The sequence below is a fragment of the Myxococcus qinghaiensis genome (genome assembly GCF_024198215.1).
Lineage (GTDB): Bacteria > Myxococcota > Myxococcia > Myxococcales > Myxococcaceae > Myxococcus > Myxococcus qinghaiensis.
Genome location: NZ_JAKCFA010000002.1, coordinates 312,321 through 331,502 on the forward strand (window position 1 = coordinate 312,321; position 19,182 = coordinate 331,502).

General features: G+C 67.5%; 16 protein-coding genes. 4 read left to right on the forward strand and 12 right to left on the reverse strand.

Translation table 11 applies throughout. The annotated features are described in order from the left end of the window. Positions 1–8 precede the first annotated feature (8 nt). Complete coding sequence (locus tag LZ199_RS03785) at positions 9–962, reverse strand: hypothetical protein (protein ID WP_253992257.1); 954 nt, start codon at positions 960–962, stop codon at positions 9–11. 835 nt (positions 963–1,797) lie between these two features. Here LZ199_RS03785 and LZ199_RS03790 point away from each other — a divergent pair. Next, a complete protein-coding gene (locus LZ199_RS03790) occupies positions 1,798–3,150 on the forward strand; it encodes a hypothetical protein (RefSeq protein ID WP_253992258.1) in 1,353 nt (450 codons plus the stop codon). A gap of 150 nt (positions 3,151–3,300) precedes the next feature. On the opposite strand, the gene LZ199_RS03795 is transcribed toward LZ199_RS03790, so the two are convergent. After that, positions 3,301–3,768, reverse strand: a complete 468-nt coding sequence (locus LZ199_RS03795; protein WP_253992259.1) for a hypothetical protein — start codon at positions 3,766–3,768, stop codon at positions 3,301–3,303. 274 nt (positions 3,769–4,042) lie between these two features. On the opposite strand from LZ199_RS03795, the gene LZ199_RS03800 reads away from it, so the two are divergent. Continuing rightward, on the forward strand, positions 4,043–5,137 hold the full coding sequence (locus LZ199_RS03800; RefSeq protein ID WP_253992260.1) for a LuxR C-terminal-related transcriptional regulator: 1,095 nt from the start codon (positions 4,043–4,045) through the stop codon (positions 5,135–5,137). A gap of 116 nt (positions 5,138–5,253) precedes the next feature. Here the strand turns inward: LZ199_RS03800 and LZ199_RS03805 are convergent, their stop codons facing one another. Together LZ199_RS03805 and LZ199_RS03810 are read right to left on the reverse strand one after the other, a co-directional pair. After that, complete coding sequence (locus LZ199_RS03805; RefSeq protein ID WP_253992261.1) at positions 5,254–5,964, reverse strand: iron-containing redox enzyme family protein; 711 nt, start codon at positions 5,962–5,964, stop codon at positions 5,254–5,256. Between the two features lie 80 nt (positions 5,965–6,044). After that, on the reverse strand, positions 6,045–6,857 hold the full coding sequence (locus LZ199_RS03810; RefSeq protein ID WP_253992262.1) for a GNAT family N-acyltransferase: 813 nt from the start codon (positions 6,855–6,857) through the stop codon (positions 6,045–6,047). Positions 6,858–7,441: 584 nt separating this feature from the next. Here LZ199_RS03810 and LZ199_RS03815 point away from each other — a divergent pair. After that, complete coding sequence (locus LZ199_RS03815; RefSeq protein ID WP_253992263.1) at positions 7,442–8,740, forward strand: hypothetical protein; 1,299 nt, start codon at positions 7,442–7,444, stop codon at positions 8,738–8,740. 127 nt (positions 8,741–8,867) lie between these two features. On the opposite strand, the gene LZ199_RS03820 is transcribed toward LZ199_RS03815, so the two are convergent. After that, positions 8,868–11,078, reverse strand: a complete 2,211-nt coding sequence (locus LZ199_RS03820; protein WP_253992264.1) for an SBBP repeat-containing protein — start codon at positions 11,076–11,078, stop codon at positions 8,868–8,870. A 260-nt stretch (positions 11,079–11,338) separates the two neighbouring features. Here LZ199_RS03820 and LZ199_RS03825 point away from each other — a divergent pair, with 260 nt between their 5' ends. After that, the gene (locus LZ199_RS03825) at positions 11,339–12,253 is read left to right on the forward strand and encodes a JmjC domain-containing protein (protein ID WP_253992265.1); all 915 of its coding nucleotides are present in this window, start codon (positions 11,339–11,341) and stop codon (positions 12,251–12,253) included. Positions 12,254–12,306: 53 nt separating this feature from the next. Here the strand turns inward: LZ199_RS03825 and LZ199_RS03830 are convergent, their stop codons facing one another. From LZ199_RS03830 to LZ199_RS03860, 7 genes are all read right to left on the reverse strand, one after another. Continuing rightward, complete coding sequence (locus tag LZ199_RS03830) at positions 12,307–13,059, reverse strand: hypothetical protein (protein WP_253992266.1); 753 nt, start codon at positions 13,057–13,059, stop codon at positions 12,307–12,309. A 118-nt stretch (positions 13,060–13,177) separates the two neighbouring features. Beyond that, the gene (locus LZ199_RS03835; RefSeq protein WP_253992267.1) at positions 13,178–14,575 is read right to left on the reverse strand and encodes a VWA domain-containing protein; all 1,398 of its coding nucleotides are present in this window, start codon (positions 14,573–14,575) and stop codon (positions 13,178–13,180) included. Next, complete coding sequence (locus tag LZ199_RS03840) at positions 14,575–15,885, reverse strand: class I SAM-dependent RNA methyltransferase (protein WP_253992268.1); 1,311 nt, start codon at positions 15,883–15,885, stop codon at positions 14,575–14,577. The genes LZ199_RS03835 and LZ199_RS03840 overlap by 1 nt, the downstream gene beginning before the upstream one ends. A gap of 36 nt (positions 15,886–15,921) precedes the next feature. Next, complete coding sequence (locus LZ199_RS03845; RefSeq protein ID WP_253992269.1) at positions 15,922–16,305, reverse strand: TIGR02266 family protein; 384 nt, start codon at positions 16,303–16,305, stop codon at positions 15,922–15,924. 68 nt (positions 16,306–16,373) lie between these two features. After that, on the reverse strand, positions 16,374–17,030 hold the full coding sequence (locus tag LZ199_RS03850) for a CoA transferase subunit B (RefSeq protein ID WP_253992270.1): 657 nt from the start codon (positions 17,028–17,030) through the stop codon (positions 16,374–16,376). Positions 17,031–17,037: 7 nt separating this feature from the next. Next, positions 17,038–17,736 carry a CoA transferase subunit A gene (locus tag LZ199_RS03855; protein WP_253992271.1) on the reverse strand — a complete coding sequence of 233 codons (699 nt, stop codon included), beginning with the start codon at positions 17,734–17,736 and terminating at the stop codon, positions 17,038–17,040. Positions 17,737–17,815: 79 nt separating this feature from the next. After that, positions 17,816–18,997 carry a thiolase family protein gene (locus LZ199_RS03860; protein WP_253992272.1) on the reverse strand — a complete coding sequence of 394 codons (1,182 nt, stop codon included), beginning with the start codon at positions 18,995–18,997 and terminating at the stop codon, positions 17,816–17,818. Positions 18,998–19,182: the final 185 nt, after the last annotated feature.

Below are 19,182 nucleotides of genomic sequence, written 5' to 3' on the forward strand. Positions count from 1 at the left end.
TTCAGGGGTCAGGGTCGGGAGTCGCACCCAATCCACACGCAGTTCCATCGGAATCCCGTGGCGAAGTGATATCCATCGCCATCCCCATCAATGACATCCCACGTATGGTTGCGGAGATAGTATTCCCGCGTCCCGCAGGCCTGCCAGTCAGGGCAAGGGGCGTAGGTTCCGCTGGACTGGAAGAAGCGCCAATGCTCTCCCGCGAAGGTAGGCCAGATTTCCCTGAGGCCATTGTCGTACCAGCGCCGCATCGTCACGTTCCCCCGGTAGGGGGCAAGCTCGGCGAAGGAGGTCTTGGAGTTCTGAGAGGATCCCCCGTTGCCGGTTCTGTTGGGTAAGCAGTCGGCGCGATCCCCGCCCCTGAAGCAAACGGTATCTCGCCAGAGCTGACCATCGCTCCCCGTCCACGATGAGGTATCGGAGGGGAGGTCGGCTCCCGGAGGCCTGACGGCCTCCAGGGAGGACAAGCCGCGCGTTGCTTCAGCTTCCACGGGCATGCGGTAGGACTCGGCGATCACTCTCCGCGCTTCGGCCAGGACCAGGGCTTCTGGCGGCGTGGCGCCTCCCGTGAGCCGTCGATAGAGGTCGACGACGGAGTGGCCCGTGACATCCGATTCCCGCAGGAAGCCGCCATCCTCGACGGGGCCGTGCTCCGCGATGAGCATGCCCCCTGAGGTCGGATCGTAGAACTCGACGAAGTGCTCCGGTGCGACTTCGACACGCGCGACCAGACGGTTCAGTTCATCGAGCTTCGGGCGCAGCTTCCGCACGGCCTCACGACCGGCCTGAGGATCCAACCCGGAGAGTCGGTCGAGGTGCTGGAGCGTCACCTGCGCTTCGGTCAACGAGGGCGGAGCGAGGTCGACGCGGGCTTGCACTCCTTCTGGCGTGTCGCCACAGCCTGTCGAAACCCAGGCGACCGTCAGCAGAGACCCCAACCAGGATGGGCATTTGCTCTTCATTGTGTGTCCTCCAAGGCTTCGACTCAGAGACAACGCACCGCTGTCTGCCCTGCGACCTCGTGCGCATCACGCCTTTCCCTGGTGCAATTCCTTGCGTCCGGAGGCTTGGCTGGATGTTCTTGTCATGATGGAAATACAGTCAATTCTGGCTTTGTGATTCGGGCAGTTGAGAGGGCCTCCAGGTTCAATTATCGACAGTCGCCCGTTCGTGCGGGCCACGCGGCCGCTCAGCGCGCGGTCCGCCTGTGGGACGGCCTCGGCCGGGATGCTGACGTCGACGACCGTCGGCCCCGCGGCGGGCGAGCCACTCCCCCCACCTGCCCAGACCAACGCGCCAAACAGCCCAAATTCTCAGAACCCAAGAACAAATACCCCATAACAAACCTATCGTTCAATATGGAAATCTACCAAGAATCCATGTAAACGCTGGAATGGCAGGAAGGACTGCGCCTGAGTCCCTGAGGACAGCGCAGTCCTGATGGCCCGGCCGACCGGCTGGAACTCCATTGATTGACAACAGCGATGTCACTTCGCGTGCGCCCGGAGCCCCCCGGCCCGGGCCGCGATAGGGAGAAGTATGCGTAGACTGTCCATGACGGGCGTCATGCTGTGCGGAGCCTTGGTGTCAGGTTGCAACGGCGCGGAGTGGGAGTCGCCCACCGACGAGCCGTCCGGTGGCGCCAGCCCCGAAACGTCTGTCACGTCGGTTCAGCAGGCGCTTGTCTCCCCCGAGCTCGCGGCGTCGCTCACGTGTATCGAGACGTTTGTCAATGCGGGGACCTGCGACTGGCCTCACTGGAGCGAGATGTGGGACACCTGCAGGACGTATGAGCACATGGAGCTCGAGGACGGCCTCTTCCTCGAGGAGGTGCAGTCCGAGAACTGCACGGCGGCCAACTGGCCCACGCTGCGCGCGCAGCTCCTCACGCCTCGCGCACACCCCGTGCTCGTGCGCGACAGCTGCAATGGCGACTCCGAGGTGCTTCATCAGGCCGAGGCCAATGGCTGCTACTCGCTCCCCCAGGGCGCGGGGGCCTCCTTTGTCGACGTGCCCCAGGGCAAGTCGGTGACGCTCCACGCCGGCGCGAACTGCAGCGGGGACTCGGTGACCATCGATACCGACTCGAGCCTCTGTGAAACCCAGTTCCCGAGCGGCGCCAGCGCGAACGACAACGTGGGCTCGTACCGGATTCAGGACTACCAGGCACCCGCCTCCCCGTACCGGTACACCTGCGCCGCCAACGAGCCGGAGTGCGTCCAGAACCACAACAGCCGGCTGGGCTCCATCAACAAGAATCACACCGTCAAGGTCGTCCGGATGACCTTCCCGGGGAGGACCACCCCTACCCTCGCCGCCATCCGGAACAACGTCCGCGAGCTGTACGACTTCTTCGGCGTCGCGTCCCGGGGCCAGGTGGGCCTCGCGAGCATCGCTTCGCAGACCGTGGAGGTGACGAGCGCGAACTGCGCGACGGCGAAGCGCCAGGCGGTCCAGAAGGCGAACTCGAATGCGTTCCTGACCGTGTACTCGCTGCCCAGCGGGATGTGCGCCGCCTCCAATGCCGGCTCGCGCTCCGTCAACCTCAAGGGCGGCCTGTTCCGCGACTACGCCCATGAAGTCGGTCACGTCCTGGGCCTCGCGCATGGAAACACCCGAGACCCGGTGACCGGGCAGATCAACCACTACGCCGACTCGAGCACCTTCATGGGAAGCAACGCGTCGGACAACTACAACCTCCCGCAGCTCCACTGGCTGGGCTGGACGAAGAAGGAGGAGCTCATCAAGGTGAACTCGGCCATCGACAACGGTGGCTTCATCGACGTGGTGCTCCGGCCCGTGGGAGGCAACGCCGACAGCACCAGCACCCTCAAGCTGGGCGCGGTCTGGGACATCCCCGGCACCGAGCAGCGGCTGTTCGTCGCCGTCCCGAAGCCGCGCCTCAACGGAACGAATCAGATCGAAGGCGGCACGGTGTTCGTGTACCGCGCCCCCAAGTGCGTCGGCTGCACGGGAATGGCCATGGGCACGACGGTGATGGCGCGCTTCGAGGCGACCTCCGTCAATGCGCACGAGGCGCAAGGGCTCAGCGTCCAGCGGGTGGGCTCCGAAAGCACGACCGTCCAGGTGGATGGCAAGCCCGTCAAGGTCTACTCCTCCGTGACGGTGCGTCTCAAGCTCAGCCAGTAACAGCAGTCTCGCGGGCTCCCGAGCGTCGTCGCTCGGGGGCCCGGACAGGAGGGAGGGGGGCTCGTCTCAACGGGCGACCCCGAGACCAACGTGAGGCCCGCGCCCCGCACCGGGCGTACCGGCGCGGAGTGTCAGGCAAGGCCCGACTGACTACTGGCTCTCCTCGGCCCCCGTCGGCGCCGGGTCGTCATCCAGGCTGCCGTGGGTGCCGTCCGCCTTGTCCACGCCGGAGCCCCCCGTGCCCTCACTGGAGCTCGAGTCGCGCGGCTCGGAGCCGGTCGGCTCCTCCATCACATCGAACTTCTCGCCGTCCGGCGTCGTCACCTGGGTGTCCGTGCCGGAGCCGCCCGTGGCCTCGTTGTCGTAGACCGTGGGCGCCCCGCCCCGGTCCCGGCGCTCGTTGTCGACGACGTCCGCCGCCTCGCCCGGGCTCTCGTTGGCGTCGCGCTCATCCTCGCGAGCCTGGCGCTCCTGCTCCGCCGGGTCCGCCGTGCCGGAGCCGCCCGTCGCGCTCGGAATGCTGGAGCCCGTGGGGTTCTCCGCCCGGGTGCTCGCCGACTGACTCGAACAACCCCAGAACGTCAATGCGGCCAGTGCCGCCATCAATGGAAGCTTCATCGAAGTCTCCTTGGGAGGGATGGTTGGTTCCCTGAAAGCTGGGGAGCGGTTGGCGGAGGACAACCCGGGGCACGGGCCCGCGTCGGCTGGCATGCCCGAGGGCGAGCAGTCGGACGGGCGCCTTCTCGAGGGTCACTTTGACGCGGTGCGCACAGGGCCCGCACACAAACGTTCCCGTCAATACCACTCAAGGGTGAGGGACAGATTTACAGTCCGGCCCTAGGACAAGGACATCCCCGCGGACCCCACGGGGTTGCCTGACAAGGAGATGCGGATGTTCAACCCGATGGACTTCAACTCACGCGAGCTCATGGTCCGGGACGACGTCATCGCGGCCCTCGGCAGCGAGCGGTCCGTTCCGCAGGTCATCGAAGCGAGCCGACCGTCGTTCCTCGAGTTCGCCCAGGCCGACTCCATGGCGCTGTGCTTGATGCGCTTCGCGCCCGTGCCTGACTTCCGATGGCACGTCCCGGGCCACGCCATCCCCATCCTCAAGGAGTATGCAGGCCTGGTCGACCATGACTTCCTGCGGGCCCCCATCATCGCCCGGCCCGAAGTGCCCATCTGCGATACGCAGCTGCTGGCCCCCGGGGAGTACGAACGAACCCTCATCTACCAACGCAGCCTGGAGCTCGCGCTGCCCCTGGAACACATCCTGGCCGTCCTGGTGCCCATCCGCCCTGGCCTTTTTGGAGCCCTCGCGTTCTACCGGCACAAGCGCTCCCCCTTCACCGCCCAGAGCATCACCGCCGTCTCCAGCCTCACCCGGCATCTGGCGAACGCCCTGGGCAACTGCCAGGACTACCAGGACCTGAACGCCCGCGCCCAACTGATCCAGGAGATCTACCAGCGCAAGGACTCCGCCTACGTTGTCGTGGAGCCTCCCACGCGCGAGGTCTTCCGCTCCCCGCACGCCACCCCCCTGCTGGAGCGCTGGTTCACCCCTTCGGAATTCCACGCCTCCGGGCTCCCGCACATCTTCAAGGAGCAGCTGGACGCCCTGGTCCGGATGGACGCGGACTCGCGGCTCGGGAAGTCCCTCTGGGTGTTCAACCATCCCGATGGCTACCGCACGTGCCGGTTCGTCGAGCTGCCCGATGGTGAAGGCCCCCGGCAATGGGCCCTGTTGCTGACCGAGCTCCCCCACTCCATCCCGCTCCCCATGCACATGCAGCGCGGGCTCACGGGGCGCGAACTCGACATCGCGCGGGCCGTGCTTCGAAACTGGTCCTACGGGCGGATCGCCGATGAGCTCGACATCTCGGGCCAGACGGTGAAGACCCACGTGCGAAACCTCTTCGACAAGCTGGGCGTCGACAGCCGCACCGACTTCCTCTACCAGGTGGCCCACCTCAACAAGCCGGTGTGAGCCGGCCTGCGCGCCCTCGCGACGGGTGGGAAGTGCCGCGAGGGACCGCATGAGAAGGTGCCTCCCGAAGGCCAGCGTTCGAACGGGACACTCGCCCAGCCCGCGTGCGGTTGTCTCTACCCCGCGAAGGGGAGGCTCGAGGCGCCGCCCTCACGGAGGATGCACGGATAGACGCTCCGGGCGACTCGGGCCGAGAAGAGGATGGCCTCCTGGTCCTCCGGCTCCGTCAGCCGCCCGAGGAGCCGCGCCATCTCCGCCACATGGTCTCCGTCCAGGGCCCCGTGGCTGCGCAGGAACGTGATGGATTTGTGGATGTTGGGAATGGCGGCCACCGTCTTCAGCCGTTTGGCCCACACGCCCGCCCGCGTCTGCGACAGGTACTCCAGCACGTACGCGGTCCCCAACACGGCCGTCGGCACGCCCGCGCGGGAGGTGAAGAAGTTCCACCCCGTATAGGCATCCACCGCCGGGCTCCGCGCCGCCGTCTCCACGGACTCCTCCGAGCACCCCAGGTTCTTCAGGTCCGACAGCAGCCACCGTTCGTGGCCCCGCTCCTCCTCTCCCTTCTGGATCAGCAACCGCGCCAGCTCCGGGTGCCGGCCCAGGCGCTTCAGCCGCTCGCCCGCTTCGCCGAGGATCGGCGTGCTCCAGCGGGCGTAGTGATACGTCTGGATGAGGTAGTGGATGTAGCCCGCCTTGTCGAGGGTGCCCTCGAAGAGGCGGCGGCCGTCGGGCCGCGCATCCACCGCCGCCACCAGCCCTCGCGCCTCCGCGTCCAGCGCCGCCAGCCAATTCGCTCCCGTGTGATTCTCCGCCTGTGTTTGCACGTACGTCTCCTGTCCGGTGCCCCTGGGGCTCCCGGTCGCTGCGTGTTGAAGGTGAAAGGAAGAGAGGAACCGCCCCGGCTTTAGGCGGCGAGACCCGCGGCGTGCTCCAGCGCGAGGAAGCGCGCCAGGGAGTCCGCCGGGATTTCATCGAGCGCCATGACGAGCGGCAGCGTGAACCACTGGAAATACGTGTCGTAGAGCGGCTCCGCGATGAAGCGCGCGCCCATCGTCCTGGCGAAGAGCGAGGGCGCCCTGGGCAGGCGCAGTCCATCCAACAGCCCTTGCGCCGCCTGCGCCCGCTCCTCCGGCGTGTAGAAGGGATTGCGAGGCCGCACCGGGGGCTGACACGGCTCGGTCAATGACACACGCCAGTGCGGACTGAGCCATCCGCGGCGGGCCGCCACCTGCCATGAGAGGCGCGCGTCCTCGGGCGAGTCCGTCTCCAGGTTCGCGGACGCAATCCAGTGCGTCACCCCGCGCCGCCGGCTCTCCGCGTACATGCCCGCCTGCAGCCACGTGACGGCCTCCGAGCGCCGCCACTTCGGCAACACGCAGAAGCGCGAGGGCTCCGCGAACACCCGCTCCGGCTGAAGCAGGCCCGAGAGGTCCACGCGCTGCTCCATCTCGAGCCCCACCTTCCCACCGAGGTTCGCCGCCACCTCCGCGTTGGGCAACGCCACTCGCAGGGTCGCCACCGGCTCGTCGCCCGCGTAGACGAGCACATGCACGGTGGTGTCGAGCGTGTCGACGCACGTCACCTCCCGCCGGGACAGCGCGGACTGCTCGGGCAGCAATCCCAGTTCTCCGCCGAAGACAGCCCAGCGGATGCGAGCCACGGCATCGAGCTCCCGCTGGGTGGTGGCGACACGCCAGCGCCAGTGCCTGCACGTCATGGGTACTCTCCTGGTAGCGAGGCGGGCCAGTGTCTCGCCGCCCTCCCACGTACTTTCGTCGCGGGTGACGTGAGTTCGACCGAGCTCGCTGTGGACACTTCGTATCGTGGGATGGGTTCGATGACACCCGCACCTCCCCCTGGGGCATGGAGGTAGTGATGGCCGAACACACCCGTCGAACCCGCCCACAGTCCCAGCATTCATGGATGTGATTCCCTGGAAACCGCCTGCCTTGGCCAGCAACACCAGGGAGCCTGGACCCCTGGAGTTCGCACATGCTCGAGACGAAGCCGCACCCCAGACCGATCCGAATCCCAGCGTTGAGGTGCCGCGTGGCGCGGGAGCACTCTGTTTGTACGCTCCTGCTGACCTGCCTCTGGCTCCTGTCAGCCTGCAAGCCCCGCGAAGATCCATGGATTGAGCCCCGCCCCATCCCCGCTGGATATGATTTTCCGGGTAACCGGGAGGAGATCCAACAGTGGGCGGACACATGGAACACCGCCCGCATCACCTCCAAGGCCTGGAACCTCTGGGCCGGTCTTCAGGCCGATTCCGGGCAGGTCTACCCGGGAACCAGGCTCCCGATGCCTGTGTGGGACACCTGGAACGGAGAGGAGCTCTTCCCGGCCCCAGGGCAGCCGGCGCCAGACTTGTCGCGGCGCAAGGCCGCCCATGCCTTCCACGGGCCACGCCAGTTCCATCATCCCGCCACCACGGGCCAGGACGTCACCCCCACCGAGCAGGTCGTCTCCTTCAACAAGTTCAATCCCGAGATGGCCGCGTACCTGACGCAGGGCCATCCCGTCAGCGCGGGGGGACCTCCGTATTTCTACAACCAGTTCACCAGCCTGGCCGCACTCAACATCCAGTGGCCGGCCAATACACCCATCGCGCGGCGCGCCGTGCAGCAGGCGCCGTACACCGCGCCCTCGGCGGGGAACCCGGGCTCGGCGGCCATGGAGCTCAAGCCCGTGCTGTACCTGGTCAAGAAGCGCCAGCCCACCCCTGTGCCCGTGTGGAGGGGGATCGAAGACAGTCTCAACTCAGGGTCCACGTGCACGCCCGAGCAACAGGCGCTGGACAAGTGCCATCCGACGCCCTCGCTCTGGCTGACGTGCGCCATCGTGGATCCCACGGCGCCAGCGGATGCGCCCATCGCAGAGGCCACCGCCGAGCAGATCCAGGGCGTCGCGCAGCTCATCGCCGAGGCGAACAACGCCAGTCCCGGGGCTCCGGTCTTCAGTTGCCAGCGGTACCTGCATGCGCCGCTCTCCGCCCTCTACTCCTTCCAGATGACCGCCGCCGAGGCCAGGGCCTTCAACAGCACCAGCATCGAAGGGCTCAAGGCCGAAGCGGGCGACTCCGCCGTCCTCACGGCCATGCACGTCAACACCAAGGAGCTCGTCAACTGGACCTGGCAGACCTTCTGGTGGCAGCCAGGCAGCGACGCGCCCGATGACTTTCCCGGAAGCAAGAAGGGGATGACGGACAAAGTCACGGGGGCGGGGCGCAACTATGCGATGTGCACCGCCTACAATCAGACCCAGGGCACGGGGAGCAGCAAGATGGTCGTCTGCTTCAACCCCTACCTGGAGACCTCGCCAGGAATTCCCAAGGGCATCCAGAGCAACTGCATGACGTGTCACGGCACCGCGGCCGTGGGCAGCGCCTTCGTGAACACCGCCAGCAGCCCGCCCGCGACGTGGGCGCCCCAGACGCCCTCGTATCCGTGTGACTACGAGGCGCCCATTGATTTCGCCACGTACACGTGGCTCACGGGCTTCACGAGCACGGACTTCTCCTGGGCGATTCCGGCGGATCCCCAGCCGCTTCCCCAGAACCCGAACAACCTCCCCCTCGCCGGGACGTTGAATTGTCCGTGAGCCGGTGCCCGGGCCCGGCGTTCCTATCCTGCCGGGCCCGCGTCCCGCGCTGGCCCACGAGCGCCGCGGAGGACACCCCGCTCCGCCTCCTCCGACAGACACCGGAGGAGGCGGGCTGCACGGGAGGTTACTCCTGGGTGACCTCCACGTTGTCGAGCCCCCAGGAGGGCGCCGCCAGCATCGGATTCGAGACCGAGTTGTTCCAGCGATAGAAGGTCAAGACGATGGGGGACGTCCCGCTCGTGTCGAACCGGTGCTTGAACCGATAGATGGAGTCTCCGTCCACGTAGCCCAGCGTGTTGTTGGCGATGGAGCCGGTCCGGGCGGCGCTGCCGGTCCGCGGGTAGGACTGGGTGTTCGACGTGTTGGAGAAGGTGCCCCCCAGCAGGCTCGACGACTGTTGCATGTACCAGGTGTTCGACGCCGGAGCGCCATCCCCTGTCCAGCCATCGAGGATGAACAGGTCGAAGCTCAGCGAGATGATGCCGGGCTTGCCCGTGGCCGGCAGCGTCAGGCGGAGCACCTCACTGGTGAACGGACCGAGGAAGGTCTGCGCGCCATTCGGCGTCCTGGATATCAGGTTCGAGCTCCACTCCGTGCCCACCGCGGCGCCGAAGTTGGAGAAGTACAGCCGGTTCCCCGAAGGCACGGGCGGCGGAGCCTGGGGTCCGCGCTGGGCCTGGACCTGGGCCTGCACCCGGACCGTGGACGCGATGAAGCTCGCGTCCTGGGTCACCGCGACGTCCACGGTGCAGCTGTCGAGGAAGACGCCCGCCTGGACGCCGCCCGCGAGGCACCGATTCCTCGCCGCGTCCCGCTCCGTCGCGGGCAGGTCGTTCACCGTCGCGGGCGACGCCGGGAAGTCCAGGATGGTGAAGGTCGCCGTGCTCTGCCCGGAGGCGTAGTCGAAGAGGGACTCCGCCTGGGAGATGCGCCAGCTCGCCGCGAAGCTGGTCGGCCCCACGTAGAGCTCGGTGAAGGACAGCGTCGGCGCCAGCGGGGTGCCATTGCGCAGCGCGTACTCGTTCGTCGCGATGCCATCGTAGTTGCCCAGCAGGCCGCGAATCTTCGCGCGGCGCGACGGCTTCAGGGCGAAGTTGTAGTCCATGTACGTGCCGTTGAGGGTGACGAGCGCCTTGTCTCCACCCGGGTACGAGAGCACGTAGGACGCCGCGTCCCGACGCAGGATGCGGCCCCCACCGGCCACGGGGACGGTGTCCCCCACTGTCACGGAGGTCAGCGTGCCGTCGACGCGCAGCTCGTGTCCGCCGGTCGTCAGGTAGACGCCGACCCGGCTCGCGCCCAGCCGCGTCGCCACGGCCGTCATCACCGTCACCCGGTTGTTGTTCACCCACGGCTGCATGCGCGCCTGGGCGATCAACGGTGCGCTGGCGTCACTGCTCTCCACGAAGATGAACTCGCCCGCTCCCTGGAAGTCATAGGAGCGGTTGTCGAAGGTGACCAGGTGCGGGTCACCCCAGCCATAGCCGATGCCACACTGGCCCGGCGTGTTGATCTGACAGCAGTCCTCGTAGCGGAACACCACGTAGTCCTCACCGCCGGCATTCGGAAGCGGTGAGCTGGGGAACTCTCCCTGGGTGGAGCCCGTGACGTAGACGCTGTCATTGATGTCCGCGGCCACGCCGTGACCGACGTCATCCTCCGCCGCGGGGTCATTCATGTTGGTCGAGCCGAACTGACGGCGGATCACGACGCCGCCCCCCGCGTCGTACTTCACCATGAAGAAGTCATTCGAGGAGTTCGGCAGGTTGGTGACGAAGTCGTAGTTGCTGCGCCCCGTGATGTAGACGTTCGCACCGCCATCGGAGGCGATGCCGAGGGCAAGCTCACTGCCTGGTGTGCCGAACTGACGGGTCCACTGCAGAGTCCCGGAGCCATCGAACTTCACGACGATGGCATCCTGCCCTCCCTGGTGAGGCTGCCCGTTGAAGGACATCTCGGTGTAGCCCACCACATAGACATGGATGGCCCCGCTCACCAGTCTGGCGGTGGCGACCCCGTAGATGGAGTCCTGCCCGGCCGTTCCCATCTGTCGTTGCCACTGCAGGACACCCGCGCTGTTGTACTTCACGATGAACAAGTCCGTGAGACCCGCATTGGGAGAGCCGAGCGCGCCCGTCGTGGAGCCGACGACATAGGCATCGTTGTTTGCGTCCGCGGCGACACCTCGCACCACCTCGGCCTGTGCGGTGCCGAATTGGCGAATCCAGAGCTGGGTGCCCGCGGAGTCATACTTGGCCAGGAAGCCGTCCTGGCCTCCCAGGCCCACGTTTCCCGGCATCACGCCCGCCGTGTGTCCCGCCATCGCGATGCGCAATCAAATACATTCACTAGCATCCGACATCTCCTCCGGCTGGAGCTCTCGGGCGTCACGCGCCGTGGTGTATTTATTGTCCATGCGGGGAAACCCTGACATCGCCCGTCTGCGAGGATGCCGAGGCTGAAGAGTTCTTGTGCGGAGCGTCCCTGCGCCAACGACCTGACCTGTACGCTCTGCTCGGCCGGGAGTGGGCGCGGCGCCCCTGAACGCGCAAGGGACTGGCGAAGCCCCCATTCGCTCGCGTACTAGTGTCGCTCATGGACTTGGAGTCAGCGGAGCACCCCTTCCTCGATCAGCTCTTCACGCCGCACCCGGGTCGCGAGTTCCTGGCGGAGTACTGGCCCACGCGGCACCTGGTCTGCCACGGCCCGCTCGAAAGGCTCGGGGAGCTCGCGGCGCTCCCGGAGCTCCATGACCTGGAGCGGCTGCTGCACACCTACCGCAACCCGGTGATGGTCGCGCTGCCGGACCGGCGCGATGAGCACAGCGTCATCCGGGTGGAGGCGCAGACCGCGGCGGCGCTGTACCGCAGCGGAATGGCGCTCATCCTCGACTCGGCGGAGCGCTACCTCCCCCTGGTCGAGCAGTGGCTGCACATGGTGGCGTTCGAGCTGGGACTCGCGCGCAACGCCGTGGCGCGAGCCATCTTCTATGCCTCGCCGTCGGGTGGCGGCAACAGCCCCCACTTCGACGCGAATGCGAACATCGTCGTGCAGGTGCGCGGCACCAAGCGCTGGACGCTCGCGCCCAACACCCAACTGCCCCTGCCCACGGACCGCTGGGCGATGAACATGGGCCCGCCCTCGCCCGAACTGGCCAGCTACCTGGAGCAGGAGCTGCCCGAGCAGATGCCCGAGGGCGCCGAGGTCATCACGCTCGAGCCCGGCTCGGTGCTCTTCGTGCCGCGCGGCTACTGGCACTCCACCGAGGCCTCGGAGGACACGCTGGCGCTGAACTTCACCTACAGCCAGCCCACCTGGGCGGACGTGGTCAGCGCCGCGCTGCGACAGCAGCTGCTGAAGGACGTGCGGTGGCGCGCGCTCGCAGATGGAATCGGCTCGCCGGACCCCGAGCGCAGCGGAGCGTGCCACACGCGACTCTCCGAGCTGCTGCACGAGCTGCAGGCCCACGTCCTGGAACTGGAGGCCCGGAAGATCGTGGAGGAGAGCTAGGGCGCGGGCTTCGGCCCGCCCCCCCCTCGTACGAGTGACGCGAAGCCGAGCGACTACGGCGCCACGTAGACGCAGACAGCCAGCGCCCCGCAGCCAATCTCGACCGTGAGCTTGTTGCAGTCCGGCTTGAAGTCCGAGCGGTAGAGGGTGTGGTTCTGCGTCCGCCGGTAGGGCCCGTCCACCCCGACCCCGCTGTAATTGATGGCCACCGTGAGCAGGCCGTTGTCGCCCGTCCCCGCGGGGATGAGCGTGGTGACGCTGCACGTGTCGCGGTTGTGGATGGGAATGGCCTCGCCGCCAATCGTGACGCTGTTGATCTTGAAGTCCCCCTCATTGTCGAAGCGGACATAGGCGGTGGAGGAGCGGTCCACGAGCTCCCCGTTCTCCATCGACAAGTCACACGCCCCGGGAGTCCAGGTGCCCTTCTGGTACTGGCCCAGGAACGTGTCCGACCCGTTCTGCGGCCGGAAGCGCATCGTCTGCCCCTCGAAGACGACCTCGTAATCGGGCAGGCCGTGCACCGCGTCCCAGCGAATCATCCTCGGGCTGATGAGCCGCCCCTTGTAGAGCCCCGCCGAGGGTGAGCCGGGCAGCTCGCACATGTATACCCGGTCCGATGGCTGGCCCGCGATGCCGCCATAGGCCACGTCCGTCCGATAACCGTACTCACTGCCGAAGCGATTCCAGACGCCCGTCACGGCCGAATCACCGCCCCCCGGGTTGTCGTCCACCGCGCTCGAGTCACACGCGGACAAGGGGGCCAACAGCAGACAGCCAAGGGAGAAACGAGCGAGGAGGTGGTTCACGTGCATCCTGATGAGCCGGCGATACGCCGCGCACTGAGCTGGATTTCCCAGGCAGCCTAGGATGCCCCCGAGTGGCCCGTAAAGCCGGAGCTGCATCCTTCCCGGGGTCCGTGATACCTCAAGCCGGAACGAGCTGGTCCGCGATGCGAGCCAGGTCGGAGACGGACGTCACGACCACGGCCTGGTGACAGTGCTTCTCGTACGTGAGCATCTCGCTGTCACCGATGCCCCAGTTGCCGCGCTCCTCTGGACAAATCCACAGGACGCGCTTCGCCTTGCGGCGCAAATCCTTCAGCGCCCAGACGTTGTTGGCGTTGTAGTTGTTGCGCCCGTCCCCAATGACCATGACGGTGGTGCGCCGGGTGATGCTGCCCAGGTGGTCCCGGGTGAAGTCCGCCAGCGCGCGGCCGTAGTTCGAGTTGGCGCTCAGGGACACCGTCTTCCCCGCCGTCGCCATGTCGATGGCCTCGTCCACGTCCAGGTCCTTGAAGTACTGCGTCACCTCGCCCACGTCGGACACGAAGACGAACGAGCGCACGCGCACGAAGAGCGACTGCATCGTGTGCATGAACAGCAGCATCATCCGCGCCGCGTTGCGGACCGAGTCTGACACGTCACACAGCACCACCAGCTCCGGACGCTCGGGCCGGCGGCGACGGAACTGGGGCAGCATGGGCACCCCACCCCACGTCATGTTCTTGCGCAGCGTGCGGCGGACATTGAGCGCGCCCTTGCGGTGCGAGCGCTGCCGGCGAATCAAGCGACTGCGCAGCTTCTCCGCCAGCGTGCGCACGGCGGACTGCATCTGGTCCACCTCCGCCTGGGTGAGCAGGTGCAGCGGCTTGTCCTGCACCGTGTCGGTGCGACGACGGATGCGAGCCTCCGCCTGACGCTTCACCTCCTGGCGCGCCGCGTCCTCAATCTTCCGCATCGCCGCGGCGACATGGCGCGACACAATCTCCACGCCCTCGGGAGACAGGCCGCGTGCATTCAGCTCGTCCTCCAGCGACTTCATGTCGGAGCGCGCCCGCTCCATGCCCGCTCCCGCCAGCATGCGCCGAGCGAAGAAGCCCGCCTGGAGCGGACTCTCCAGCTTCGACAGGTCCAACTGGAGCGACGCCATCCGGAAGATCTGCGCCAGCCGCGCCCGGTCTCCCTCCAGCACCGCCTGCGCGAGCGGAGACATCTCCGGCAAGAGGAGGTTCATCTGGTAGATGACCATCTTCAGCGTGTCCCCCTCCAGGTAGCCCTCTTCCTGGAGCTGCGCGGCCAGGGACTTGTCGATGGCCTCGAACGTCGCCGCCGCCCCGGAGAAGAAGAAGTCGAACGCGCGGTTGAACGTGTCCACGTCCAGCTCGCGCTTCACCAGCGTGGTCCGCATCACCGCGCGGAACAGGGCCCGGTCCACCAGCCCCACTTCGGCCGTGGCCCGCAGCGCGTCCTGCACCTCGGAGGTGCTCACGCGCACGCCGTTCTGTCGGAGCACCTCGGCGAACTCGACGATGCGCGCGTCCATCAGCGTCCCTTCCCCGTGTCCGGCCGCTCGAAGGACATCACCGCCTCCACGTGGTGCGTCTGGGGAAACATGTCCACCACCTGGAGCGCCTGGGGCTTGTAGCCCGCCTCCACCAGCCCCGCCGCGTCGCGCGCGAGCGAGGCCGGGTCACACGCCACGTACACCACCCGGCGGATGCCCAGCGCCACCATCCACTTCGCCAGCCCTGGAGCCCCCGCGCGCGGCGGGTCCGCCAGACACACGTCGAAGCGCCGGCCCTCGGATACCAGCCCGTCGCACACCTTGCGCGCATCCCCCTGCACGAAGCGCACGTTGCCCACGCTCGCTTCACGCGCGCTGCGCTGGGCCAGCTCCACGCCCACCGGGGACGACTCCACACCCAGCACCGACGCCGCGCCCGCCGCCAGAGGAAACGTGAAGTTGCCGTTGCCCGAGTACAGCTCCAGCACGGAGTCCTCGTCCCGCGCCGCCAGCTCGAAGATGGCCGACGTCACGAGCCCTACGTTGGCCTCCGCGTGCGCCTGAGCGAACGAATCCGGCCGCAGATACAGCGGCACCTCCGGCCGCAGCGGCGAGTACGAGCGCAGCGCCGGCTTGCCCAACACCCGGGGCGAGCCCTCCTTCGGCACCAGCACCGCGCCCTCCAGCCGCAGCGCCCGCACGGCGGCCTCCGCGGCCTCCACGTGCCGCGCCGACACCTGCCCCGTCAGGTTCACCGCGAACGCGGCCTTGTCGCCCTCCGCGAGCAGGAGCACCTCCTCGGTGTCCTTTGCCAAGGGCTTGAGCAGCGGCGCCAGCTTCCCCGGCAGCGCCGTCAGCACGGGCGTCAACGCACCGCACTCGGATACCGCGAGCCGCTCGTGGCTGCGCCGGCTGAAGTAGCCCAGCGCTCCCTTCCCCGCCGGATGCAGCACCGCGCGTCGCCGGTAGCCCCAGTCCCGAGGCGCCACGAGGAGCGGCCGGACGGTGAAGTCCTCGCGCCGCAGGTGGCCCAGGTGCTCCAGGGTGGAGAGGACGATCTCCTGCTTCGCGCTTCGCTGCGCGGACTCGGCCAGGCCCAGCCAGTCACAGCCGCCGCACTCGCTGGCCAGGGAGCATGGGGCCACGCGGCGGTCCGGCCCTGGGGAGACCACCTCGCGCAACAGGCCGCGCAGCACCCGTCCCTGGGACTCCAGGTGGACGCGCACGGTGTCGCCGGGGAAGGCGCCAGGGATGAAGACGGTGCGGCCCTGCCAGGACGCCACGCCTTCGCCCAGCTGGCCGAGGCGGTCGATGGTCAATGAAACGGGAGTCTCAGGGAGGGGCGGCATGCAGGCGCTCGGTGGGGGCGCCCGCGCGGGCCGCCGTTACTTCCGGGTCGCTTCCGACGGGAGCTCCGAGCGCAACCGCTCCACGAACTCCCCGATGCGCGACCGCTTGTCTTCGTCAACGTCCAGGAACTCCACCGCCATCCCCGGGGACTGCGGAGAGGCGGTGCCGAGCGCGTTGGTGCGCGTCACCCGGCCCTTCAGCTCCACCGGGAAGTGCGCTCCCGGCAGTGTCACCAGCAGCTTCACCACCGTGTCCACCGGCAGGGGCTTGTCGGTGTTGATGTAGAGGCCGCCCTTGGAAAGGTTGACGGCCCAGTCCGTCACGAAGCCAGCCACGCTGCGGTAGGCCACCGGCAGCTCGTATTCGACTCGCGGCGCGCGGTGGTCGATGGGGTTCAGCTTCTCCGAGATGTCGGCCATGAAAGGGGCTCCGCCGGGGAAGTCGTCCATACCACCCTCCCCCAGCGGCGCACCTTAGCCTCGCCCGCTCAGACTTTCATCTCACGGATGTCCGGAGCGATTTTCAGCTTCGGCTCAGTGAGCTTCTGGACCAGCTCCACCGTCACGCCCGGGGCCAGCTCGCGCAGGACGAGCCCCTCCGGCGTCACGTCCAGGAACGCATGGTCCGTGACGATGTGGTGCACGCACTTCAGGCCCGTCAGGGGCAGCGAGCACTTCTTGAGGATCTTCGGCTGACCCTCCTTGTTCGCGTGCTCCATGGCCACGTAGATGCGCTTGGCCCCGACGGCCAGGTCCATGGCGCCGCCCATGCCCTTGACCATCTTCCCGGGAATCATCCAGTTGGCCAGGTCCCCCTCTTCGGAGACCTCCATGGCGCCCAGCACGGCCATGTCGATGTGGCCGCCCCGAATCATCCCGAAGGACAGGGCCGAGTCGAAGAACGCGGCGCCCTTCACCGTGGTCACCGTCTCCTTGCCCGCGTTGATGAGGTCCGGGTCTTCCTTGCCCGCCTCGGGGTACGGGCCGATGCCCAACAGGCCGTTCTCCGACTGGAGCACCACCTCCACCCCCTCGGGGATGTAGTTGGGGACCAGCGTGGGGATGCCGATGCCCAGGTTCACATAGAAGCCGTCCCGCAGCTCCAGGGCGATGCGCTTCGCGAGTTGTTCACGAGTCAGTGGCATGGGGTCCTCAGGCCGTCTTGCGGACGGTGCGCCGCTCAATCCACTTCTGGAGGTTCTTCGCCTGGACGATGCGCTTCACGAAGATGCTCGGGAGGTGCACCTGGTCGGGATCCAACTCGCCGGGCTGAACAATCTCCTCCGCCTCGACGATGGTGACCTTGGCCGCCATGCACATCATCGGGGAGAAGTTGCGCGCCGTCTTGTTGAAGACGAGGTTGCCGTGGGTGTCCGCCTTCGCCGCGTGGATGATGGCGAAGTCCGCCTTCAGCGGCGTCTCCAGCACGTGCAGCCGGCCGTCGATGATGCGCGACTCCTTGCCCTCGGCCACCTGCGTCCCCGCGCCCGTCGGCGTGAAGAAGCCACCGATGCCACAGCCGCCCGCGCGGATGCGCTCGGCCAGGGTGCCCTGCGGGTTCAGCTCCACCTCCAGCTCGCCGGAGAGGTACTGCCGCTCGAACTCCTTGTTCTCTCCCACGTAGCTCGACACCATCTTCTTGACCTGCTTGTTCTGGAGCAGGATGCCCAGGCCGAGCTCGGTGGTGCCGCAGTTGTTGGAGATGATGGTGAGGTTCTTCACGCCCTTGCGGTGAAGCGCCTCGATGAGATTCTCAGGATTGCCACACAACCCGAAGCCGCCGCTCATCAGCGTGCAGCCATCCGGGATGTCGGCGACCGCCTCGTCCGCGCTCGCGTAGACCTTGTTCATTCGCCCTCCCGATAACGGAAACGGGGTGAAGGCCACCAAGGCCCCCACCCCGTCCCTCTCCCCGTGGGGAGAGGGTTGACTACCGCTCCACCATCAGCGCGATGCCCTCGCCGCCGCCGATGCACAGCGACGCGACGCCCCGCTTCTTGTCCTGGTCCTTCATCGTCTGCAGCAGCGTCACCAGCACGCGCGCGCCGGAAGCGCCGATGGGGTGACCGAGCACCACCCCGCCACCGCGCACGTTCACCTTCGCCGGATCCAACCCGAGGATCTTGTTGTTCGCGAGCGACACCACCGCGAACGCCTCGTTGATCTCCCACAGGTCCACGTCCGCCGCGGTCACGCCCTTCTTCTTCAGGAGCGTGTTGATGGCGTCCGCCGGGGCAATCGTGAACTCCACCGGCTTGCGCGCGGCCTGCGCGTAACCGGTGATGCGGCCGAGAATCGTGCGCCCCTCGGCCTTCGCCTTCTCCTCGCTCATCAGCACCAGCGCCGCGGCGCCGTCGTTGATGGAGGACGCGTTGGCGGCCGTCACCGTGCCGTCCTTCTTGAACACCGGCTTGAGGCCCGGAATCTTGTCCGGCTTGGCGTTGCGAGGACCCTCGTCCTCGGAGACCGTCGTCACCTCGTCCGGCTTCTTGCCGGGGATCTGCACGGGGACGATTTCGGCGGCGAACAGGCCTTCCTTCTGGGCATGAATCGCGCGGCGGGTGGACTCCAGCGCGAACTCGTCCTGCTGCGCGCGGCTGATGCCCTGCGACGTGGCGCACTCCTCGGCGCACAGGCCCATGTGGACGTTGCCGTACACGTCCCAGAGACCGTCGAGGATCATCGCGTCCTTGAACTCCACGTTGCCCATGCGAGCGCCACCGCGCATCGTGTGGCTCACGTAGGGCGCGTTGCTCATGGACTCCATGCCGCCGGCGACGACGACGTCCGCCTCACCCAGGGCAATGGCCTGCGCGCCCGCGATGACGGCCTTGAGGCCGGAGCCACAGACCTTGTTCAGCGTGGTGGCGGGAACTCCCTCGGGCAGGCCCGCGAAGATGGTGGCCTGACGAGCGGGCGCCTGGCCGACGCCGGCCTGGAGCACACAGCCCATGATGACTTCCTGGACGGTCTCCGGCTTCACGCCCGCGCGCTCCAGAGCGGCCTTGATGGCCACCGCGCCCAGCTGCGGCGCCGTCAGCTTGGCGAGCGCTCCCTGAAAGGCGCCGATAGGGGTACGGGCCGCGCCCACGATGACGACGTCACGAGCCATGAAAACTGCCTCCTCTTGAGGATGTACGGATGTCCTTCGATAACAGCGGCGGTGGCCCTTATCACCGGGCACTCCCCGGAGTTCAAGCGTCCTCGCTTGGCGTCCGGACATGAGCGTCCACTGCTCGCGACGCACCGCGAAACCCCACCCAACCCCGCGAAGTTCCTCTCCCTTCGGCCCATTCA